Here is a 19,971-nt window from a genome sequence, read left to right as displayed (position 1 = left end):
TCGACTAGCGGAGCTCCCCCAGAGGCAGCGCCGAAAACACTCAAACCGAGACCACGAACCTCGTAAGGCAGAGATTATTCCCACCCGATAGGGGTGTCAACAAGCTCTGCTAAACCAAAGAGCGAGCCTCCCAAGGAAGCCCTTCAGGGCGACCCCGTGGCCGGGACCACGTCCCCCGTTTCGAGGCGGACCGGACCGCCGAGCCAGGCTTCATAAGCGGCAGCCAGGGCACTGCTGTCTGCGCCCTCTGAAACCGTGACCACCACATGGGATCCGTCATTGGCCATCCCGACGACCCTGACTCTTGCATCTTCTGTCAGATGGGTTCCCGCCCGGGCCGTGACGGTTCCCGGAACGCATGCTGCCGAACGGATCGAAATGTCAACGCCAGGGAGTTGGTCGCGCAAGCGTTCGATGCGGTCGTTCTCCGGGCCGTGCCACATGATGACGAGCTTCCCCTGCTCAAGGGCGACTGACCCGAACTTGGGGTCGCCGCTCAACTCTTTGGTGATGAGGCTTGCCGCTGACGACAGCGCCCCGTCTTGCGGGACCGTTTCCGCACTATGAACCGGATCGGTAGGTTTCATGGGGCCGGCATGGTGTTGGACGTTTCCGTCGCACGCAGTCAACGCGGCCCCGTGCGGTCGTCAAGTTTTTGAGACATTTTCGTTGTTTGTTTTGGTTAGGCGGCCAGGGGTTCCTGGACGCTGGTGTGGTGGTTTGCGTGGGCGGTGGCTGGCGGGATGCCGCCGGCCCGTCGGTTGGGTCGGCGGCGGTTGTACCAGCCCTCGATGTAGTCCATCACGGCGGTCCGTGCGGTGAGCCTGGAACCGAAGCGGTGGTGGTGGTAGAACTCGGTCTTGAGGTGTGAGAAGAAGTTCTCGGCGACCGCGTTGTCCCAGCACACCCCCACCTTGCCCATGGACTGGGTGACCTCGTTCTGGGCGCACCATCGTTGGAATTCCTCCGAGGTGTACTGGGTGCCCCGGTCGGAGTGGAAGACGACTGGGCCGCCGATGAGGTGGCCGTGGTTCCGGGCCATCCGCAGGGCCGCGGTGCACAGGCTGGCGCGCATGTGTTCGGCCATGGCCCAGCCGATGACCATCCCGGAGAACAGGTCGATGACCGTGGCCAGGTAGAGCCAGCCCTCGCCGGTGCGCAGGTAGGTGATGTCCCCGACCAGCCGGGTCCCGGGCACCGCGGAGGTGAAGTCGCGCCTGCCCTGGTCATCGAGCATGTGGTTCTGGATGTGGGCGGTCTTGGCCTGCGGGTCCTGGAGCGTGGTCTTTTTCCAGGCCTGGGTGCGGATGGCCCGCAGGCCGTGCTCGCGCATGATGGCCCCCACGGTCGGGGCGGAGACCTTGGTCCCGGCCGCGTTCAGGAGCCGGGTCAGCTGGTCCCGCCCGGCACGCCCGGACTCCTTCGTGTAGAGCTTGGTGACCGCGGTGACCAGCTCCCCGTGCCGCACGGTGCGCGGTGAAGGGCCGGCAGGTTTGCGCCACCGGTAATAGGAGGCCCGGGAGACGTTCAATTTCCGGCATAGCCACACCACGGGATGGTTGGCCTTCTCCGCTTCGATGAACTCGTAGAAATCCTCTACTTTTGCTTCGCGGCAAAGAAGGCGCTGACTTTTCCCAGGAACTCGACCTCGGCCTTCAACCTGGCGTTTTCGGCCAGCGCTTTCTGGTGTTCATCCCACGCCACCGGCCCCCGGTCCTCGGGCTGGGCAGGGGTGTCCGGTTGCTTGTCCCGGGACTTGTGTACCCAGTTTCCCAGCGTGCTTTCCTTCACCCCGATCTCCTGCGCGATCTGCTTCACCGGCCGGTCCGAAGACAAAACCAGTCGAACCGATTCCTCCCGGAACGCGGCGTCGTATGTCTTTCTGCGGGTGGTCATCTGAAACTGAGGCTCCCATCAAGCTGTCTCACAAAACCATACGGCCGCACCGGGGAGCAGCATCGCGGAAACTATGCCTGCATTGCTTCTCCAACGCACAACAACCCCCTTAGCTACAGGGCCCTCACGAACGATCGAACAAGGAGGTCATCGGCGCTGAAGTTGCCTGCCCACGATGCAAAACTTTCGTTGATCGCCAGCATGTACAGCGTGGCGCGGAAGGTGCCTTCGTAGGTGCCGTTAAGTCCCAATGAAATAAGAGGATAGAAGTCCTTGTGCTCATCAAAGCTGGCAAAGATTCCTTCCAGAAGCTTCTGGCGGTCCGGACTAAGGAACCACTCCGACGGAGTACCAGCCTTCGCCTCTGCGTATCTCGGGTCCGTTTCCTCCCACGAGTCGAGCCATTCCGCAGGAGCATCGAGCACAGCGTCAACTTCGATGGTCGTACCTCTTAAGACGCCAAGAATTGTGTGCCAAGAACTCTCCAGCCTCCCAAGCCCCGGGTCACCCATCGCAAGGCCCGTGACCCTGATTCTTAGTGTTGTTGTGTCCATTTGAGCCTGCTCGGGCAAACCGACACGCGGTTCATCAGGGTGCATTCTCGGCCGCACATAGGCGTGTCCGTCGGCCCCCGTGAACAGACGGCCGCGCACTTCGACCAAGCTTCCGTCTCGGACAGGAAGTAACAGCTGGCCGCTGTTTGATGATCTGTTGCTATTCATAGGACGTGGTTACCTCACGGAATCAGGCACCCAAACCCAAAGCGACCAGCGGCCGGCATTGAAGGTGCCCGGACGATTCTGACGACAGTCGTAGTTGAGAATATAGCGGTGCATGCTTAGGACTGCGAAGGAAGCCCTTTTACATGTCTCTTTACTGTAGAAGTTGTCTTGCCAGACGTTCCAAACAAAGGCAACCTGCGGCTCCATGGTTGCATCCACCACGGCGCCGGCAACGCTCGAAGTCGGCGCGGCGGCGGTGCCAGCACTTATGCCCGAAAATGCCAACACTGAAGAAAGCGCGATTGAGCCAAGAATCTTTCGGAAATCGAACATTACGGATCCCCCAAAAATATAAGCAAAAGGCTTGTTCAGCAGCAACAATATTTGGAATCAATTTAAAGATCAATAGCTGTCGGAAGGCTAAAATTTTAAAGTCAAAAACCAGAATTGGTCGATGCATCTGTGCAAGATTTGCCACTACTCAATTTTGACTATTGCACCACTCAATTTGAAGTGTGCGCATACTCAATTTCGAGCATTCATCACTCAATAGAAGCAAAACACTTGACACTCTTAGATAGGGAGTGCTTCAAGATCCAACCCAGGCAGGGCCCGGACTCACGCAGCCGGTTGTCCAACTATCCGCGCTTTGTTTGGGAGTTTCGAGCGTGCTCATGAAGGGACTGGCGCGTGGTGGTTCCGGTCTTGGCTAGGGCTCTGGAGATGTGGTTTTCCACGGTCCGCGGACTGATCCCCAGGAGGACAGCGATTTCAGGCGTGCGTTGGCTGCCTGCCAGGATGGCGATTTCCCTCTCTCGAGGAGTCAGACCTTGGGGATGCCCTCCCGTGTCGAGGGTCAGTTGCACCCCTTGTGGCGGGAAGCGGTTTTCGAAAGTTGAGATGATCTGATGAAAAGTCTTGGCCAACCCCCGGCGGCGTTTGAGGAGGTGACCCTTCACCACGCCTTTCAGGAGCCTCGTGATTGCGGGAAGGTCGGAGTCGGCTTCGTATTGGTCCAGGAGGATTTTTAGCAGTTGGTGGTCGCGGTCACGAATGGCACCGGCGATGGCGAGGAACTGGGCATGGGTGCTCACGCCGTTTTCCTGCAGTAGCCGTTGCGTAGTCTCCAGGATCTTGTGTCCGGGGTAGAGGGACAACATGAACAATGAGGCATACACGGCTTCGGTGATGTAACCGCGGTCCAGCTGTTGTTCCAGAAGGTCCGCAGCCTTTTCGTCAAAGTCGGCTGGATCGGCGTATTTCCGGGAAACGAGCTCATAGACCGCTTTGCCGGTACCAGGCAGGGGCCCAATGTCAGCGACGTCTTTGCGTGCCTGGATCCCGAGGGAGGCGGCATTCTTGCCGGGGCCGGCCAGTGCGCGAAGGCCGGCGATTCTGAGCATCGCGTCGTGGAGGAAGCTCACCAGAAAGCCGGGCCGGCCGAGCGCGAAGACGCTAGTCATTACACAGTCAGCTTCCTTGCTGAGTCCTTGTTGTGTCATTGCCAGTACCGCAACGTAGCTGCTCGCGACGAAGCCGAACTGATCAAGGCGGCGCCGCGCCGCGGCACGTTGGCTGAGGGAGAAGATCATTGCTTCTTCGCCGTGGCCGGCAAAATGGAGCGCGAGTCCGCGGACGAAGGGTTCCATGCCTGCGGCAAGGCCGAAGCCGTCTGCTGAATCAAGGGCCCGGAGGGCAGCCTGGGCGTCGAAGCGGTAGAGCTCCAGAATGCCCCGGATGACTGGCAGAACGCCGCTCTCGTGGTGGCGGCTGCGGAGCCTGTCCAGGGTTTCGTCGAGGTTTGAGGGCATTCGGTCGAAGGACGCCTCGAGGTAGAGCGCGAACGCTTGGGCTTCTGCCTCCCAATCGGGGTGAGCTTGGCCGATCGCCTGGAGTATGCCCGTCGCAGCAGATGCTTCCCCGCCGCTGACGATGGCCCAAAGCGCCCGGGTCATGGCGAAGAAGAAGTGATCGCCGGAATCAGCGCCAGCCGCCCCAGTTTCGCTGAAGACTTGTTCGATGCGTGAGGGATCGATCGGGCCGCCCCAGTAGAACTTGAGGAACGCTGCTGCGTTGGACATGGTCTTTTCGGACTCCCAGACGCTGAATTGTGATTCCTCCAGTTCCCGTAGCTGTTCTTGGAAATGCTGCGTCGCAGCGGTGCCGCCGCCGGCTTCACTCCGCAGGTCTCGGATCAATTCGGCCAGAAGTTCAGGCGAGGAACTCTTTACCGGCGGGTCATGGGAATCGATCTCCCGGTTACTCCGATCCGCCAGCACCCTGCGGGAGGATCGGACGTGATGGTCGCGGAAATGGTCGACAACAATGTGGGGACTGACGCTTGCCCACATGGCTCCAGCGCTGTCTTCGGTGAGTGCAACCAGCCCCCGCATTTCGAGCCTGTCCAGGACATCTGCCTCAACTACTGGCTTCAGGGACCCCAGCGGCCGGGCTCCCACCACGGACAGGGTATGCAAAGCCGTCCGTTCATCGGTGCTTAGTCCATGAAGGAGTTCCTGGACGGTGCTCTGGAGATATTCGTTCCAGAGTGTGCGCCCACCCATTCTCCACTGTCCGTCATGGAGGACAAGCTGCTTGCTCAGCTCCGCGCTTTGGGCGATTCTGACCACGAGCCGCGGGTTGCCCCCAGATTTCATGAGCACGGCGGTGGTCAAATCCACGTCCGGCGGCGAACCGAGCGTCTGGGCCAGGAGTTTATTGACTTGATCGTAGTGAAGTGGACTGAGTCGTATCGTTGTCTCCGGCCATCGGGCAGGCGTGAACACGGAGACCCCTGAGTCCATCGGGGCATCGTCCATCGTCACCACCAGCGGCCGTTGCGTCCGCCCCTGAACAATGTCAATGACTGCCGCTGATTCCTTGTCGAGCTCATCGATATCATCAACGACTATTGCCCGGGGGCCTCGCTGCGCCAACTGTTCGGCGAGCACGTTCGCGACTCCTAGCGGCCCATTCTCTTGTCCGCGCCCTTCCAGTCCGAGTGCGCCAATCCCTGCGAACGGCGTCTCATTCAGGAGCCGCGAACCCGAGAGGCTGTAGACCGTGAACCCGGCCTTTTCGAGCCCAGCGGCGATCGACTGCAGGACCGTTGATTTTCCACTTCCGGGGCCGCCGACGATCCGGACACTGACACCGCGAGCCACGTAGTCAAGTGCCCGTCGGACTTCCTCTTCGAACACTTCCCAACTCCTCACGCAGACACCCCAGCTTTGAAATGAGAGCCTAGTGGCCTTCCAAATCTGAGGAGAGCGCCCCAGAGCCCTAGCCTGACAATCTATCCAACGCTACGGGCGAAAATGATCGCTGAGTATGCATTGCACAGAAATTGAGTGTGCATCGCACTGAAAATGAGTGTGCGTTGCGCTGAAAATGAGTGGTGAAGGTGGACCTATCCCACTGCCCCCGGCTTCCGCCAAGCCAGGGCCAACACGAACACCACCCCGCTCAGCCCCAGCATCACCAACACCATGAGCCCCCAGTTCGCCTGGTTGACCCCGGGCCCGTACAGCACACCAATAAGAACCGTCGCCGTGATGGCCCCGAGGTATCTGCACGTCTGGAAAATCCCGGCTGCCACTCCCCTGTCCTCGGGCCGCGCGGACACATATAAACCTTGGTTGGACGCCGTGCTGACCACGCCATACGGAACACCCATCAACGCCGTGAGTATGAGCACCAGTGGTGGCCAGAAGGACAACGTCAGCGCCCCGAGGGCGCAGGAAGCCAGGGCCAAAAGCACGACGCCGGCGATCATCACGGACCGCACGCCGAACCGCTCAATGAACCGCACCGCCACCGGGGTTACGAAAACCGACATGGCAGCCAGAGGCAGCATCAGCAGGCCGACGACGCCGGCGTCGTACTTTCCAGCCTGCTGCAGCAACTGCGGAAGCCCGAAGAAGGCAAAATAGTAAACTGCGCTGAACACCGCGAAACCCAAGTACAACAGCAACAGCGGCCGGTTCCGCCCGAGCAGCCGCAAATCCAGGAACGGCGGACTGAACCGGAACTCGCGCCATGCGAACAGCCCCGCCAGGACAACAGCGACGGCGATGAACCACCAGCGGTAGGCCGGCATCACGTTGAGCAGCGCCATCATTGCGAGCGTCAGTGAGGCGATGAACGCCAGGATGCCCGGAATGTCGGAATCGCGGAGGAGGGCCGACAGCTTGCCGCTTTCGCGTCCGACGTCGGGCGGTGCCACCCTCCGCACCACGATCAGGGCCAGGAGCGAGATCGGCACGTTGATCGCGAACAGCGCCTGCCAGCCGACCAAGCTCACCAGAAGGCCGCCGACGACGGGCCCCACCGCAGCGGCCGAGGTGTTCGCCATCTGGATGCGCCCCAGGGGTCGGGTGGAGCTGATGTTCGCCTGCCGGCTGAGCGTCGAAACCATGACGACGGCGCACGGGTACGCCGTCGCGGTCCCCACCGCCATGAGCGCTCGAGCCACGCAGACCAATGCGAAGTTCGGCGAGAACGGCGCCAAAAGGCAGGAAATGGCGACCACCGCCATACCGAAGGTGAACAACCTCCGCGGACCGAAGCGGTCTGCGAGCCTGCCCATGAGCGGCTGGCCAGCGGCCGAGGCGAGGTAGAAGGACGTAATCACCCAGGTGACCGTGGCGACGTCGAGCGCAAAGTCCTGGCGCAGGACCACCAGCGCGACAGCGATCATCGACGAGTTCAACGGATTAAGCGCCGTCCCGAGACTCAGTGCAGCGATCGCTAGGCCGGGGCGGGGTTTGTTGTTCACGTCCCTAAGTCTGGTCCATCGTTGCCTGAGGTCACGAAACGACGCGTCACGAACCTCGGCTGGGAACCGTCAGGGCCGGCGCGCTAGTGTCCCCCGCCGAACGCCGCCGGAAGGAAAATGAGAAGGAAGGCCAAAAGGCCCAATACCGAAGCGATGGTGTCGATCCACCCAAGGACCTTCCCCAGGGTTGCCGAGTGGTGCAGGGCTTCGGCCTTCCTTGCATTGGCAATCGCCAGGGGCCCGAAAACAATGCCCAGGAAAAAGAAACCGATGACCCCGAAGATTATCGACTTTTCCTTGAACTTGCTCCCCTGAAAGTGCTCGAGGGAGTTGTTCTGCTGGACGTTCGGGTAGTTCGGGTACTGATACGGCTGGTTATAGTTTGGCTGAGACATTTTGACACCTTTCGACTGCTTTGTCGCTGCGAGTAACAATTTCGGGAGTCGCCCGTCAACCTCAGTTATCGGCCATGCCGTTCGTCCCCCGGATCGAAATTACTTAGCTACAGCTCCGGACGGGGCAAACTAGGTCAATCTTGGGGAAATCTTGCAGTGGAGCAGAGCTAGACCAGGCTGCGAACCTCGGCTGGGAACTGTCAGTTCTGCGCTACGGACAGCACCGGCTTCCGCTTACCGCTGGCGTCTGTAGTCAGCGTCGGGACCGGGGGCTTCGGCGGGGCCACTGCCGGAGCAGGTGGCGGGGGTGGTGGCGGTGCCGGCGGAATACAGGAGTGGTTGTAATCGAAGTCAGTGGTGAATTGGGTCAGTGCAACCACGCCGCCGGCCGTCAGTGGCGGGGCCGAACAGAGTTCCACTGCCGACTCCGGAGACGCTGCTCCAGCAAGCCAGCTCTTGAGCCCGTTCAGGTTGCTGTCGGGATGAAGCTGACCGGCGATTACTCCAAACTGGTACGAGGTTGAATAGATCCCCACCGCCGCTCCAATGTCTTGCAGGTAGGCGGCCATGCCTTCAATATCCGCGGCGTTGGCCATGGTGTCCCAGGACCACGCGTTTCCGGTCTCCACGTCCAACCACCACATGTGCTTGGTGGGGTCGGGTACGCCGTAATGATTGACGTCGTCGAACGCGATGCCGTAACCGTAGAGGTAGGCGCACGCCGGCGAAGCCGTCCCGTCGCAGCTCCCATACGGGTTTGGACGGCTCATGCCCACGTCCGCATCGGATGCCGGCCACCACCCGCCGTACTCGGCGGGATTGGCGGTGTTGACGTACAAGGCGGCCGCCGGTTGGCTTGTCCCGCCCGCCGAGCCGCTGGCCCAGCCCAGCTGCTCGGCGAAACAGGGATTCGCGGTGCCCGGACGGCCGTCGTTCACGCCGACAATCCCGAACGCCTGGCCCCCAGGAAGTCCGCCACCGCATTGGGGCCAGGAAATGTCGCTGCCCAAAACAATGCCCGAAGCATCCATCGGTGCGGCATTCGCGGCGGAGAATGGTGTGGCTGTCCAAGCAAGCAAGAGGCAAGCGACGGCCATGAGTTTTGCAGTTTTCATGATGTGCGTCCTTGGCATGGTTCAGGGCCCTGCCGGGGTTGGTACTGCCGCACATTGCATCCCAAAAGCAATGGCAGTGAGCCATCTTCGGCTCACTACGGATCCTACGGACGGGCTTCTGGGCAGCCTTGAGTGATCTCTACTGGACTTGGTTAACGAATTTGCGAGTAAGTGACGTGGCGCACTTGGAGTACAGCTCAGATGCTGGAGTACTCAGCCCAGCGCTGAACCGCGTCAGGGAGCGATTAGTCCGTCAGCGACTACCGCGAGCATCGATGCTGCTGCATCAGCCGGAAGTTCGCTGTTATCTACCACTGCAGCCACGCCGCCGACGAGCCGGCTGATCTGCATTGCATCGACTCCAGGGCGCAAGGCCGAGTCCAACGCTTCGATCACGCGCTGATTGGCGCCCAGGTAGGTCTGGCACTTTGCCGCAAATGGTGAACCCGGGTCGCCCAGCGCTGCGGTAATCCGCGCGGCGGCACCCTTGTGCTCGGTCAGCATCGACGCATAATCGGTGAGCCAATTCAACAACCGCTCCCGCGCAGGGGCGTCGAGGGTAAGGGCGCGGTCGACGGCGGTGTTGACCTTCTCTGCCCATGCTTCGAGGACCGCGTCGTACAGAGACTCCTTGGTCGGGAAGTGCCGATAGAGCGTACCGGGTCCCACCTCGGCCGCCTTGGCGACTTCGTCCATCGAAACGGCTTCGTAGCCTTTGACCCGGAAGAGCGCACGTGCAACCTCCACAATCCGATCGCGGTTGCGTTGAGCGTCAGCGCGCACAGAAACACCTTTCAATACACCATTGCAAAACGGAGAGAGTCTCCGTATAGTTCTAAACGGAGCATCTCTCCTCTTAGTGTACGTCAGCCCTCTCGGCTAGAACAGGACACCTCCAATGACACCCACAATCGCCACACGCGCACCCGCCGGGATCGCCCTGACCAGCGGAAATCCGCGCGGCCGCGCCGGCAGCATTGGCCTCTGGCTGGTCATGCTGGCCCAACTCATGCTTGTCCTCGACGCGACCGTCGTGAACGTCGCGCTCCCCCACATCGCCACCGACCTCCACTTCGACCGGGCCGAGCTCAGCTGGGTCCTGAACGGCTACGCCGTCGCCTTCGGCGGCCTCCTGCTGCTCGGCGGACGGATCGGAGACGTCGTCGGCCGCCGTCGCACCTTCCTGGTGGGCGTCGCAGCCTTCACGCTCTTCTCACTGCTTGGCGGCCTGGCCACCTCGCCCCTCCTCCTTGTCATCGCACGCGCGCTCCAGGGCCTCGGCGCCGCATTCGCCGCCCCGAGCGTCCTCGCGCTCATCACCACCAGCGCAAAGGACGACGGCGCGCGGAACCGGGCGCTCGCCCTGTTCTCCGCCATTGCCTCAATGGGTGGCGCGCTCGGGCTCATCCTCGGCGGACTGCTCACCGACACCACCAGCTGGCGGTGGACCCTCTTCATCAACGTGCCGATCGGCGTCGTGGTCCTCATCGCGGTGCCGCGCCTCGTCGCGGAAACTCCCCGGCGGCCCGGCCGCTTTGACATCCTCGGAGCGGTGACCGCGACGGGCGGCGCCGTCGCGATCGTGTGGGGTCTCATTCAAGCGGGCGACGTCGGCTGGTCCAGCCCGCGCACGATCGGCGGCCTGGTGGTCGGGGCAGCGCTTATCGCAGTGCTCGCCGTCACCGAGAGGAGGTTCGCCCACCCACTGCTCCGTCCACAGCTGCTGCGCAGCCCGAGCCGAGTGGCGGCGCTCGCCGCGATGGCGGCCACCTACGGCGGGATGCTGGCGATGTTCTTCCTCATGGTCCAGTACCTCGAAGACGATCTGCACCTCACGCCCATGGTCACCGGGCTCGCGTTCCTGCCGATGCCGTTGAGCATCTTCGCGATGTCGCGGATCGTCCCGCGTCTACTTGAGCGCTTCGGGGCCGTCCGGCTGGTCATCTTCGGCACCGCCCTTCGCGTCGTCGCCTTCTTGCCGCTGACGCAACTGAACACGGACACCCCGTTCGCCCTTGTTTTGCTTGCACTTCTGGGCACTGGAATCTCGGCGGGCATGACGTTCATGCCGCTCACGACGCTCGCGCTGCGCAACGTCGAACCGGAGCACGCAGGGTCCGCGTCTGGACTCTTCCAGACAATGCAGCAACTGGGCGGCGCCGTCGGCCTGGCCATTGTGGCTTCGATCTACGCGGCCTTCGCTATCCCCGGCGACTTCCTGACCGGCGGACGGGCCGGGTTCTGGTCGGCAACCGTCCTTTCCGCACTCGCACTGGCAGTCGTCGTGGGGTTGGTCTTCAAACCCCGGAAAGCGGTATGAGGAGTGCGCTCACAGGCCGCCTAAGCCCTTGGCATAGGCGGCCTGCCCCACGTGTTGAAGGCAATCGGCAATAGTGCTGACCAACCGCACGCCGAGAGTGACGGGCGGGTCCCAGCGGGTGTCGACGATGCGATCAAGGTCCTCGTCCCCGAGAGTTTTCAGGAACGCAACCGTCTGCCGGTGGACGGCGTCGTAGTATTCGAGCAACAGCTCCGGCGGGGCCTGAACCGCATCGACCTTATCGCTCGAGTGGCCGTAGCCGGTGTCGCGCTCGGGCAGCGGCAGCTTGAAGCGGCCAGCATAGTCCTGCGAAGTCCACACCTGTTCGACGCCGGCGGCGGAGGCGACTTGGACGTCCTCCACCCGGCTGAGGTGCCAGATCAACCACGCAATCGAATTTCCGGTGCTGGCGGGCCGACGGACCAGAGAGCCGTCGTCGAGCCCTTCAAGGGTGGCGGCCACGGTGTCACGGATCCGGCCAAAGGCATCCTGCAGCAGTTCGTTGGATTTCATCGCGTCCCCTCACTAAGCGTTGTCGACGGGCTCCATGGGTCCGCCGGGCTTGGCTGCTCCTACCACCCAACCAGAGCCCGAACTGCCTGGGCAACCTGTTTTGGGCTTCGCGGTCCCGTCGCCACCACATGTGTTTCGAGTCGAGCGCCGGTCAGGATTTCATCGAGCTCCACGCTGCGATCCAGGTGCCAGGTCAGCTCCCGGCTGTTCGGCTCGTGGCGGTTCCTGAGCCGCTCGTGGATAGTCTCGATTGACGCGTCCAGCCGGATCACGGTGAGTTTTCCTCCACCGAGGGCTGCACGATAGCGATCCACCTCGGTGGATTGCTCAAGCACTCCTGCCAAAATGAACCTCCGTACGCCAACGTCACGATAATTCCCCGCGACAGCTTGAAGATTCCTCAGTTCCAGCTCGTGGTTGAACCGGTCCGATGAAGGCGCAGGCCAGCTCCGCCGCAACTCATCGAGGTCGATCACGGCATTGCTGATTCCGTCGTCGGCGAGGAGCCAGTGCAAGGCTTCGCCCGTGGTCGTCTTGCCGGCACCAACCGTGCCATTGAGGAAAACACTCTCAAGATCCGTAGCCATCCAAGGAGTCTAGGCTGAAGCTTGGGCCCACCCCCGTCCACGTAATCAAGGCGCGGCCAAACTGGCAGCGACGGGAGGCGATCACGGGCATAAGCTACAAGCAGAACGTCTCTTCCGACTCCGGGGAGCTCAAATGGACACTGAATTTGCCGATGTCATCGGTCACGATGTCACGACGATCACTTGCCTGTGCGGAAACACGGTCAGCAAAGAGGGATTGATTCAGGCCAACTCTCAAGGCGTCCCGGTGTACAGCGGAGCAACCGAGCCGGTCCCCGCAGGGCTGGCTCCGTGGCCCGACGATGAGGACCTCTACACTTTGTGTCCGTCATGCGGCCGGGTTTACCACGACACCGTCATTGAAGAGACGGGAACCGCACCCGTTGCCTTCCAGATCGACGTCACCGGCCCGGTCGCCGAGGCGATCAGGGTTCATTGGGACCTCAACACCTGATTTTTGGGACCTGTTTTCCTTGTTTCGCTTTGCGCGACGTCGATTGGCAGCGCAGGGGCTAAAAAAGTCAGACCCCCGTGACAGGGTTTATTCATGGAAGGCATCGGTCAACTCGTGGCACGTCGGGCAGCCTCGCCCGATGGCGGGATCGCGGCGCCGGGACGACTGTCCCGCCGCCTGAAGCCCGTCCCTGCCTGGCATGCCGGGCAGCAAAACCCGGCCGCCGTGCCGTCGCCGGCCGCGCTGTCCCCGCGGGCCGCGCTGTCCCCCGCACATGAGCTTGATCAGGCGGTGGCGGCGATGGATGCGCTGCGTTCAACCGCTTTCGCCGACGCCCGCGTGCTGGCTTTCCCCGAAGCCGCCGATTTCGCCGGCAAGGTCGAGGAGATCTCCCGGACGGTCGAGTTTTTGCAGCTCGTCGCAGCCCAGGCCGTGGAACGGACCCGGCGCGAAGCCCAGACGGCATGGCAGGCATCCCCGGCGCCGGGGTGGCGGACCGGCTGGACCGAACCCACCGCAGCCGACACCGCAGCCGCACCGGTCGCGGGAACTGAAGCCGACACGGGAGCCGCGGCCGGCCTTGCGGTCGCAGCCGACGCGGCCGGCCTTGCGGTCGCAGCCGACGCGGCCGACGACGGGTACCGGAACGCCGCCGAATTCCTGCGCGCCAGGCTGCGGATCGGCATCGGCGAAGCCAGGCGCCGGCTCGTCCTGGCCTCAGGGGTGCTCCCGCAGACCGGGATCGCCGGACAGGACCTCCCCGCACGGCACGAGGTCCTCGCCGCGGCCCTTGCCTCGGCGGCCCTGCCCTCCCGCTCCGCCACCGTGATCAGCACCGCCCTGGACCAGGTACGCCACCTCGCCGACACCGACACCACCTTGCAGATGGAACACTCCCTGACCGACACCGCACTTGAGAGCGATCCGGACTTCGTCTCCCGCATGGCCAAACGCTGGGTCGACGCCATCGACCAGGACGGAACCGAACCCGGCGAGGAAGAACTACGCCACCGCCAAGGAGCGTTCATCCGCAAACCCCGCCGCGGCCTGCACCACCTGGAAATCTTCGCCACCGCCGAACAATTCGAAACCCTCGCCACCGCCATGAACACCGCCACCAACCCCCGCCTGCAGCCCAACGCCGCCGGCACAGGCACCGGCACAGGCACCGGCCCCGGCCTGGACCGCCGCTCCCGGGCACAGAAACTCCTCGACGGGCTCACCGGCGCCTGCGCAGTGGCCCTGGCCACCGGCGAACTGCCCGCCAACGGCGGCCTCCGGCCCCAGGTGATGGTGACCATCGACTACCGGGACCTCCTCGAACACCTCGACCACCTCGGCCGCGAAACGCCCGCCGGTCCCCGCCTCAGCAGCGGCGCGTCCACCTTTCAGGGCCCGCTCCACCCCGCGGTCATCCGCAAGATCGCCTGCGACGCGGACATCATCCCCGTCCTGCTCGGCAGCGATAGCCGCGTTCTGGACATCGGCCGCACCACCCGCATCTTCCCGCCCCACATCCGCAAAGCCATCATCGCCCGGGACCAAGGCTGCGCCTTCCCCGACTGCACCATCCCCGCACCCTGGTGCGAAGCCCACCACATCACCTACTGGTCCCACGGCGGCACCACCGGAACCGACAACGGCACCCTCTTATGCAGCCACCACCACCACGTCATCCACAAAGAACACTGGACCATCACCCTGGACACCGGCACAGCATGGTTCAAACCACCACCCCACGTCGACCCCCGCCAAACACCCCGACGCAACCACCACTTCAGACCCACCCGGACGTAAGCCTGCCCAGTTGAAGTCCACCCGAATCCGTTGACATGTGACCAAATGGTCACCTATTCTGAATGCATGGACGCCGTCTTCAAGGCACTCTCCGACCCCACCCGCAGGGATCTGCTCGACGAGCTCTTCCACGAGGACGGGCAGACGCTCAGCGCACTCGAAGCACGGTTCGACATGACCCGTTTCGGGATCATGAAGCACCTCAAGATCCTTGAGGAAGCCGGGCTGGTTGTGACCCGCCGTCGTGGTCGCGAAAAGCTCCACTACCTGAATCCGGTACCCATCAGGCTCGTCCACGACCGCTGGGTGAGCAAATATGCAGAACCGTGGGCCGCTGCGTTGAGCGACCTCAAGACCAGATTGGAAAGTCCCGTGGAAAAGATCTTCGAAATCTACATCAAGACCACTCCGGAGCGGCTTTGGGAAGCCATCACGGACAGCGACACCCGCAGCAAGTACCAGTTCGGCAACACCCACACCGCGGACTGGACGCCGGGCGGGCATTACGAGATGCATAATCCCAAAGCCAACGGAATGGTCCTGGGCGAAGGCGAAAACGTGGAGGTCGATCCGCCGCGCCGGCTCGTCCAAACCATGCGCGCGCTCTGGGGCGAGGACGTCAAAGCGGAGGGCACATCACGCGTCACATGGGAGATCGAACCCGTCGGCGACTCCTGCCACTTGACCGTCACCCACAGCGACCTTCGCGAAGGCGGTAACGACCAGATCTACGGCGGTTGGCCGATGATCCTCTCCGGCCTGAAGACCTGGCTGGAGACCGGCGAGGTTCTCACCACTCCGGGTTCATTGATGTATTCATGAGGCTCGACGGCGGTGCGACCCGCCGCTTTTAGGCCCTGGCAGCCGGAACGAGGGCCGCGTTGAGGTACTCCAAATGCGCCAGCGTCGGTGCAGTCACGTTCGCCGCGTATTCCGAGTGCTTGGTGAGGAACTTCTTGATGAAAGGGCACACGGGCACGATCCCGAGTCCCTCGCTCACAGTCTCATCCAAGGCAACTTCGGCGAGCCTGCCCGCCAGCCCTTGGCCGCCGAACTCCTCGTTGATCACGGTGTGGTAGAAAATCCGCTGCGGGGACCCACCGTCGTCGTACGCTTTGTACGCGGCCTTACCGATCACGTGGCCATCAGCGAGCACTTCAAAGCGTTCGCGGTCAACGTTGTGGCGGAAGGTGGCATCGGTCATCGCTGGCTCCTCGGTTAGGTCCTTTTGACCTACCCTAACCTCGGAGTCCGGGCGCTTTGTTCCCACGTTTTCTCCAAGTCCACATTTGGACTTGGAGAAAACTTGGGAGTTACGGCTAAGCCGTGACGATGTCGCGCGTGGCGTGGTCGTACGTGAAGGTGATCTTGCCGCCGTCGTGCTGCAGTTCGTGATTGGCACCATCACGCGCGCCGAACGCGCCGTAGTTCTCGTCCCACGAGCGGTTCAGCGCGATCTTGTAGGTGTAGAAACCGGCAGGCAGCGTGGCGGCGAGGGTCCACACCTTACGACGCGAATTGAACTTCATCTGCACCTCGTCGTACTGCGGAGCCCAGTCCTCCGGCGCGCCGAGAATCGTGTTGAAGTCACCGGCGATCGCGACGGCGGACGGCTGGTCGAGCTTCTCGACGGCGGCAGTCGCTTTGGGTGCGGCAGCTTTCTTAGGCGCTGCCTTGGCGGCCGGTGCCTTTTCCGCGGCTGCTTTAGCCGCCGCGGCCTTTTCTGCAGCAGGCGCCTTCTTTGCCGCGGGCTTCCTGGCTGCGGCCTTCTTGACGGGGGCCGTGGGAAGCGGAGTGCCTGCAGGGACGGGGGTACCCTCAGTCAGCGCAGTAACGAACTCGTCCGGCTTGGCGAAAGCGACAGTGGCACGAAGACCGTCGTCGGTGATGGTCCAGCCCGAGCGACCCTTGATCAGCCAGCCAGCTTTGACCAGCTTCGCGGTCTCCGTCGTCAGGCTCTTATGGCCGCGTGGAATGCCTCCACTAAGCAGCTCACTCTCGCGCTCATCCAGCGGGACACGGACAATCGCTTCTGCCAGGATCTCGCCGGCATTCAACGACTTCTCGGACCAGGTTCCCTCAGCCAAGACGTCCAGGACGGTCTTGAGACGGGCACTGCTTTTTTCGACGGTGGACTTGGCCACTGGGTCTCCTTCAACGGCGAACATTCCTTCAGCAGTCTGCCAATGTTCTGTAAATTCTGGCGACTGTTCTCGGTAAACACCGTGTGTCGTGACCCACTATTACGCCCAAACGGTCGGCAAGTGATGGAAGGCTCTCGGGTACCGGTCAGTAGCAGGCGATTGAGGTACCCTCGAAGGCCTCCCTTACTCCCCCGAAGCCTTCTCCCAATGCGAAACCTCGTCCAACAGTTCCGCCTTCCGGGACTCGTCCGCGAACGACGAACGCACAGAGTTCGCGGCCAGGCGGGCCCGGTCAGCAACAGACAAGCCGTGCACCGCGACCAGTTGCTCGAAGTTGTCGTCCACGTAGCCACCGAAGTAGGCGGGATCGTCCGAATTCACGCTGACATTCAGCCCGGCCGCCAACATCGCGGGCAAAGGGTGATCGGCCAGGGTATCCACGGCGCGCAGCCGGACGTTGGACAGGGGGCACACGGTCAACGGGATCTGCTCGGCCACCAGCCGTTCCACTAGGGCCGGATCTTCCATGCAGCGGATGCCGTGGTCGATTCTCTCCACGCCAAGCAGGTCGAGAGCCTCGTACACATACGAAGCGGGGCCTTCCTCACCGGCGTGCGCTATCCGTCGGAGTCCGGCCTCCGCCGCCCGGCGGTACAACCGTTCGAACTTCGACGGCGGATTGCCCACCTCGGCCGAATCCAGGCCGATGCCGGCAATCGGCGCCTTCATGGCAAGGAGCTGCTCCAGAACCTCCAGCGCAGATTCCTCGGACATGTCCCTCAGGAACGCGGCAATCAGGAGCGTCGAGACGCCAAACTCCTCTTCCGACGTCGTGAGTTCGGACGCCACACCGTTCACGCACGTCTCCAGTGCCACTCCGCGCGAGATGTGCGCCTGCGGATCCATCATGATCTCGACATGCCGCACGCCACCGGCCGCGGCGCGCGCCAAATAGGCCCTGGTCATGTCCGCGAAATCCTGTTCGGTGCGCAACACGGCCATGTTGGCGTAGTACAGATCCAGGAATGACTGCAGGTCAGTGAACTCGTACCGGGCGCGCAACTCATCCAGATCCGCGTACGGAAGCTCAATCCCGTTCCGTTCCGCGAGCGCGAAAATCAGCTCGGGCTGGAGCGTCCCCTCGATGTGTAGGTGCAGTTCGGCAACCGGAGGTGCCGCCGTCGTCGTCGATTCGCCAAAAGTTTCCACCCGACAAGACTAGGACGAATACTGAATGCACCCGATTCGAGCGGAACCGCAAAGCGGGCTTTACGGCAGGAAGCGGTTGATTCTCCGCAAGAGGGACCCAAACACCGGATGGTGCTGCCAGCGGCGGGCCATTACCGCGCCGCGGGCTCGATCAACCGACCCCAGAACTGCACGAGCGGGCCAGTTTCCGGCACGAGTCTCCCGCCGACGCGCGGCGCTTCGGAGCGAGACAGTACAAGACAGGCATACTCCCGCCTCCGGATGTGCTCCAAGCCGGACGATCTCGGCCTCCGGATACTCGGTGCCGCAACACCAGCAAGCAAAACTGCTATGTACTTCATGACCGAATTCCGGCGCAGCATCCATGGGACAAGTATCGCCGCCAAAGCGATCTTCAGGGCCCCGATACCACGAGCGAGGGGAAGGCCACACCGCGCCAACTTGGATCTACGCGGTTCGGCCCCCAAACTGAAAGGATGCAGACCTTCCTTCCGTTCCCCGATTTCAAGCAGAGTGCTGCCGTCTTGGACACCGCAAGGCTAGGCAAGCAGCGTGTCGAAGCACTGCAGATCCTTCGCGCACTGGTGATCCCCGAGTTCGGCCGGCCCTCCCACCCCGCTATCCGCATGTGGATGGGCTACGTTCCCGCACTTACTCTCTACGGCCTGGCCATGGTGGACGAATGGGTCGCCCGCGGCAATCCGGACAACACCCGCGCCAGCATCACCGAGTTCGCACCCCAAGCAGCCCACCCGGACTACGCCTCCAAGATTCCGATGCCGCCGTGGCTCGGCGACGCCGACTTCCACTTGAGCCACCGCTCCAAGCTGCTCCAGAAAGAGCCCCGCTTCTACGCCGAGCTTTTTCCCGACACTCCGAACGACCTTGAGTACCTCTGGCCCGAGCCCAGTCACGAGTTCATCCCCGAAGACCCCTACGACGACTTCATTTGGGTGCTTCGCGCTCCGGTGGGCGACGTCGAACCCGAGAAGATCGACAAGGTGGGGATGCCGGCAGCGGGCAAAGCCAAGGCCGCGAACATCGACGGCGACGGCTACCAATTCGTCTACGCTTCGGAAACGTCCCGTCGCCCGGGCAAGACCGCCCGCAAGGCCCCGAAGCAACTGGTGAAGAGGCCCACCCGCAACCGCCAGCGCCAGGACGAGGCCTTCCGGACGCTCCCCGGGAACACGCCAGTCCTCGTCCCCATCGAGGGCGGCGCCAAGTTCGCCCTGGGCAAGATCCTCGGCCGGCCGATCACGCTGGAAGACGGACGTTTCGGCCGCAACTTCGAGGTCACCAAGATCATTGACCGCACGGACTTCGACTACCCGGCCTTGTTGCAGGATCCTCGGGCATTCTTCCCGATCCCGGCACCCTAGCCTGGGACAAGGGGACTGATGGATTTCCAGCAAATCATCGAGGCCGTCGGCCGGTACATGGACTTTGCGGGTGTGGCAGTGATGGTTGTGGGAGCCATCGCATCGATACCCCTTGCCCTGCGCGGTTACAAGCCCAAACGCCTGCCGGCAAGCTCGGCGCCGCTTTCGGTCTACCGCTCCTACAGGCAGCTTCTGGGACGCTCCATCCTGCTTGGCCTCGAATTTCTGGTGGCCGCGGACATCATTCGTACTGTCGCAGTCACCCCCACTTTTGAGAGCGTGGGGGTGCTGGCGGTCATCGTGCTGATCCGGACGTTCTTGAGCTTCTCCATCGAGCTTGAGATCACCGGGCGTTGGCCGTGGCAGAAGGCTCCCGCTCCCACGCCGGACTCGGGAGCCCCTCTCACATCACCGGCTTCGTGACACACGAGTAGGCGCCGCCGTCGTTTTGGCGTTGCGGCTACTTGTTCTGCCGACGGACGAGTGCCCGGATAACCAAGATCTCGTAGGCCACCAAGGCGACGGCGGCAAAATGAGTGTTCTTGTTTGGGACGAATGAGTAGTTACATTGGAAATGCCCGCTAGGCCCTTTGGTGAATACTCTGGTTCCCGATGAGTGCCAGCTCAGGCCATCCCCTAACGCAACTAACTCGCAGTAGG

General features: G+C 62.6%; 20 protein-coding genes. 6 read left to right on the top strand and 14 right to left on the bottom strand.

Annotated features, from left to right (window positions below; translation table 11 throughout):
* Positions 1–143: 143 nt before the first annotated feature.
* From ACSKT0_RS04695 to ACSKT0_RS04655, 9 genes are all read right to left on the bottom strand, one after another.
* Entirely contained in the window at positions 144–587 is a 444-nt protein-coding gene (locus tag ACSKT0_RS04695) for a hypothetical protein (RefSeq protein ID WP_437772724.1), read from the bottom strand.
* 95 nt (positions 588–682) lie between these two features.
* Positions 683–1,896 (bottom strand): IS3 family transposase gene (locus ACSKT0_RS04690; protein ID WP_437771182.1). Its coding sequence is split into 2 segments (ribosomal slippage): positions 683–1,635 and positions 1,635–1,896, totalling 1,215 coding nucleotides; the frame shifts between segments, so codons are not numbered across the junction.
* 113 nt (positions 1,897–2,009) lie between these two features.
* On the bottom strand, positions 2,010–2,450 hold the full coding sequence (locus ACSKT0_RS04685) for a hypothetical protein (RefSeq protein WP_437772723.1): 441 nt from the start codon (positions 2,448–2,450) through the stop codon (positions 2,010–2,012).
* Between the two features lie 177 nt (positions 2,451–2,627).
* Entirely contained in the window at positions 2,628–2,999 is a 372-nt protein-coding gene (locus ACSKT0_RS04680; protein WP_437772722.1) for a hypothetical protein, read from the bottom strand.
* Positions 3,000–3,256: 257 nt separating this feature from the next.
* Positions 3,257–5,818 carry a LuxR C-terminal-related transcriptional regulator gene (locus ACSKT0_RS04675; protein WP_437772721.1) on the bottom strand — a complete coding sequence of 854 codons (2,562 nt, stop codon included), beginning with the start codon at positions 5,816–5,818 and terminating at the stop codon, positions 3,257–3,259.
* Between the two features lie 209 nt (positions 5,819–6,027).
* The gene (locus ACSKT0_RS04670) at positions 6,028–7,395 is read right to left on the bottom strand and encodes an MFS transporter (RefSeq protein ID WP_437772720.1); all 1,368 of its coding nucleotides are present in this window, start codon (positions 7,393–7,395) and stop codon (positions 6,028–6,030) included.
* A gap of 83 nt (positions 7,396–7,478) precedes the next feature.
* The gene (locus ACSKT0_RS04665) at positions 7,479–7,790 is read right to left on the bottom strand and encodes a hypothetical protein (protein ID WP_437772719.1); all 312 of its coding nucleotides are present in this window, start codon (positions 7,788–7,790) and stop codon (positions 7,479–7,481) included.
* A gap of 200 nt (positions 7,791–7,990) precedes the next feature.
* On the bottom strand, positions 7,991–8,905 hold the full coding sequence (locus ACSKT0_RS04660; RefSeq protein ID WP_437772718.1) for a hypothetical protein: 915 nt from the start codon (positions 8,903–8,905) through the stop codon (positions 7,991–7,993).
* Positions 8,906–9,139: 234 nt separating this feature from the next.
* Complete coding sequence (locus ACSKT0_RS04655; RefSeq protein WP_437772717.1) at positions 9,140–9,688, bottom strand: TetR/AcrR family transcriptional regulator; 549 nt, start codon at positions 9,686–9,688, stop codon at positions 9,140–9,142.
* Positions 9,689–9,803: 115 nt separating this feature from the next.
* On the opposite strand from ACSKT0_RS04655, the gene ACSKT0_RS04650 reads away from it, so the two are divergent.
* Positions 9,804–11,225 carry an MFS transporter gene (locus tag ACSKT0_RS04650; protein ID WP_437772716.1) on the top strand — a complete coding sequence of 474 codons (1,422 nt, stop codon included), beginning with the start codon at positions 9,804–9,806 and terminating at the stop codon, positions 11,223–11,225.
* A gap of 9 nt (positions 11,226–11,234) precedes the next feature.
* On the opposite strand, the gene ACSKT0_RS04645 is transcribed toward ACSKT0_RS04650, so the two are convergent.
* Positions 11,235–11,738: a mycothiol transferase gene (locus ACSKT0_RS04645; protein WP_437772715.1), complete on the bottom strand. Its 504-nt coding sequence runs from the start codon at positions 11,736–11,738 to the stop codon at positions 11,235–11,237.
* Between the two features lie 59 nt (positions 11,739–11,797).
* Positions 11,798–12,325 carry an AAA family ATPase gene (locus ACSKT0_RS04640; protein WP_437772714.1) on the bottom strand — a complete coding sequence of 176 codons (528 nt, stop codon included), beginning with the start codon at positions 12,323–12,325 and terminating at the stop codon, positions 11,798–11,800.
* Positions 12,326–12,458: 133 nt separating this feature from the next.
* On the opposite strand from ACSKT0_RS04640, the gene ACSKT0_RS04635 reads away from it, so the two are divergent.
* From ACSKT0_RS04635 to ACSKT0_RS04625, 3 genes are all read left to right on the top strand, one after another.
* Positions 12,459–12,779 carry a hypothetical protein gene (locus tag ACSKT0_RS04635; RefSeq protein WP_437772713.1) on the top strand — a complete coding sequence of 107 codons (321 nt, stop codon included), beginning with the start codon at positions 12,459–12,461 and terminating at the stop codon, positions 12,777–12,779.
* A gap of 93 nt (positions 12,780–12,872) precedes the next feature.
* A complete protein-coding gene (locus ACSKT0_RS04630; protein ID WP_437772712.1) occupies positions 12,873–14,576 on the top strand; it encodes a DUF222 domain-containing protein in 1,704 nt (567 codons plus the stop codon).
* A gap of 66 nt (positions 14,577–14,642) precedes the next feature.
* Entirely contained in the window at positions 14,643–15,398 is a 756-nt protein-coding gene (locus ACSKT0_RS04625; RefSeq protein WP_437772711.1) for an ArsR/SmtB family transcription factor, read from the top strand.
* A 28-nt stretch (positions 15,399–15,426) separates the two neighbouring features.
* Here ACSKT0_RS04625 and ACSKT0_RS04620 read toward each other — a convergent pair whose 3' ends face one another.
* The 3 genes from ACSKT0_RS04620 to ACSKT0_RS04610 all read right to left on the bottom strand — a co-directional run bounded on the left by ACSKT0_RS04620 (position 15,427) and on the right by ACSKT0_RS04610 (position 17,929).
* Positions 15,427–15,780 (bottom strand): GNAT family N-acetyltransferase, encoded by a 354-nt coding sequence (locus ACSKT0_RS04620; protein WP_404502402.1) that lies wholly within the window; start codon positions 15,778–15,780, stop codon positions 15,427–15,429.
* Between the two features lie 115 nt (positions 15,781–15,895).
* Complete coding sequence (locus ACSKT0_RS04615) at positions 15,896–16,720, bottom strand: pullulanase X25 domain-containing protein (RefSeq protein ID WP_437772710.1); 825 nt, start codon at positions 16,718–16,720, stop codon at positions 15,896–15,898.
* 183 nt (positions 16,721–16,903) lie between these two features.
* The gene (locus tag ACSKT0_RS04610; protein WP_437772709.1) at positions 16,904–17,929 is read right to left on the bottom strand and encodes an adenosine deaminase; all 1,026 of its coding nucleotides are present in this window, start codon (positions 17,927–17,929) and stop codon (positions 16,904–16,906) included.
* A gap of 476 nt (positions 17,930–18,405) precedes the next feature.
* Between ACSKT0_RS04610 and ACSKT0_RS04605 the strand changes: the two genes are divergently transcribed.
* Positions 18,406–19,311 (top strand): MSMEG_6728 family protein, encoded by a 906-nt coding sequence (locus tag ACSKT0_RS04605; protein ID WP_437772708.1) that lies wholly within the window; start codon positions 18,406–18,408, stop codon positions 19,309–19,311.
* Between the two features lie 18 nt (positions 19,312–19,329).
* The gene (locus ACSKT0_RS04600) at positions 19,330–19,734 is read left to right on the top strand and encodes a DUF1622 domain-containing protein (RefSeq protein ID WP_437772707.1); all 405 of its coding nucleotides are present in this window, start codon (positions 19,330–19,332) and stop codon (positions 19,732–19,734) included.
* Positions 19,735–19,971 lie beyond the last annotated feature (237 nt).

It is taken from the genome of Arthrobacter sp. KNU40 (genome assembly GCF_051515115.1).
Taxonomy (GTDB): domain Bacteria; phylum Actinomycetota; class Actinomycetes; order Actinomycetales; family Micrococcaceae; genus Arthrobacter.
Note: the sequence above shows the minus strand (reverse complement) of the source record. Positions and strands in the feature narration are given on the sequence as shown.

Coding starts and splice junctions, on each gene's coding strand:
- ACSKT0_RS04630 (WP_437772712.1), top strand. CDS start 12,873: ATGGAAGGCATCGGTCAACTCGTGGCACGTCGGGCAGCCTCGCCCGAT.
- ACSKT0_RS04650 (WP_437772716.1), top strand. CDS start 9,804: ATGACACCCACAATCGCCACACGCGCACCCGCCGGGATCGCCCTGACC.
- ACSKT0_RS04660 (WP_437772718.1), bottom strand. CDS start 8,905: ATGAAAACTGCAAAACTCATGGCCGTCGCTTGCCTCTTGCTTGCTTGG.
- ACSKT0_RS04635 (WP_437772713.1), top strand. CDS start 12,459: ATGGACACTGAATTTGCCGATGTCATCGGTCACGATGTCACGACGATC.
- ACSKT0_RS04605 (WP_437772708.1), top strand. CDS start 18,406: ATGCAGACCTTCCTTCCGTTCCCCGATTTCAAGCAGAGTGCTGCCGTC.
- ACSKT0_RS04685 (WP_437772723.1), bottom strand. CDS start 2,450: ATGGACACAACAACACTAAGAATCAGGGTCACGGGCCTTGCGATGGGT.
- ACSKT0_RS04620 (WP_404502402.1), bottom strand. CDS start 15,780: ATGACCGATGCCACCTTCCGCCACAACGTTGACCGCGAACGCTTTGAA.
- ACSKT0_RS04645 (WP_437772715.1), bottom strand. CDS start 11,738: ATGAAATCCAACGAACTGCTGCAGGATGCCTTTGGCCGGATCCGTGAC.
- ACSKT0_RS04665 (WP_437772719.1), bottom strand. CDS start 7,790: ATGTCTCAGCCAAACTATAACCAGCCGTATCAGTACCCGAACTACCCG.
- ACSKT0_RS04640 (WP_437772714.1), bottom strand. CDS start 12,325: ATGGCTACGGATCTTGAGAGTGTTTTCCTCAATGGCACGGTTGGTGCC.
- ACSKT0_RS04625 (WP_437772711.1), top strand. CDS start 14,643: ATGGACGCCGTCTTCAAGGCACTCTCCGACCCCACCCGCAGGGATCTG.
- ACSKT0_RS04695 (WP_437772724.1), bottom strand. CDS start 587: ATGAAACCTACCGATCCGGTTCATAGTGCGGAAACGGTCCCGCAAGAC.
- ACSKT0_RS04600 (WP_437772707.1), top strand. CDS start 19,330: ATGGATTTCCAGCAAATCATCGAGGCCGTCGGCCGGTACATGGACTTT.